1 protein-coding gene and 1 pseudogene are annotated in these 674 nt (G+C 47.0%); one reads left to right on the top strand and one right to left on the bottom strand.

Annotated features, from left to right (window positions below; translation table 11 throughout):
- Positions 1-139 (top strand): annotated as a pseudogene (locus CSZ94_RS29135) (IS481 family transposase); the annotation flags it as partial.
- A 60-nt stretch (positions 140-199) separates the two neighbouring features.
- Here CSZ94_RS29135 and CSZ94_RS29400 read toward each other — a convergent pair.
- A complete protein-coding gene (locus CSZ94_RS29400) occupies positions 200-559 on the bottom strand; it encodes an effector protein Tle3 domain-containing protein (protein WP_102124369.1) in 360 nt (119 codons plus the stop codon).
- Between the last annotated feature and the right edge of the window lie 115 nt (positions 560-674).

The raw sequence follows: 674 nt of genomic DNA, 5'->3' as shown, positions 1-674 counted from the left end.
CAACCACAACATTCCCCAGCGCGCCTTGGATAACGCAACACCGATTCAGGCGATGAAGAAATGGCAGGAGAAAAAGCCGGAATTATTCGTTAAACGCGTATATAACCAGGCCGGTCTTGACACCTACTCTAACTATTGAAGGGTATCGCTCCTCAGTTAATCGCAGAGCGAGCAGAAAATTATAGAAATCTAAAGTTACTCAAGTCTTCGACTGCTTGACGTCAGAAGTCTTTTTACCGCTTTTGGTTTCTGATATGACGATTTTCCACAAAGGTCCTGTCAGCAACGGTAGATCAGCGGGCAAGACACCTGAGTTGTAATAAGATATGTTCCCTTTGATGACATTTTTCCTCCAACTATCTTCCGTATCAAAATACATACGAAAATTCTCAAGAAACTCCGACCATAAAAGGATTCCTGGTCGTCGTTTTCCGCTTTCGTACGATATCTTCACCCGCCAATCCGCCACCGCACATAAATACGCATAGAACTGCGGATCGGATGACGCCTTGCCGTTGCCAATCGCCACGTCGTACGCAGTTACCTGGCTGTTTAGAATTGGGTGATCATATTCCTATTCGCAGCTTGCCCTACTTCAAAGCCAGGCGCCTGTTGAGTACACTGTTGATTCCTGTCACCTCACCGCCAGCGCCATGACCCAAGCCCTTCACAGC

The sequence above is a fragment of the Janthinobacterium sp. ROICE36 genome (genome assembly GCF_002869965.1).
Lineage (GTDB): Bacteria > Pseudomonadota > Gammaproteobacteria > Burkholderiales > Burkholderiaceae_D > Janthinobacterium.
The sequence above is the reverse complement of the archived record's forward strand: the minus strand, read 5'-3'. Positions and strand labels throughout refer to the sequence as shown.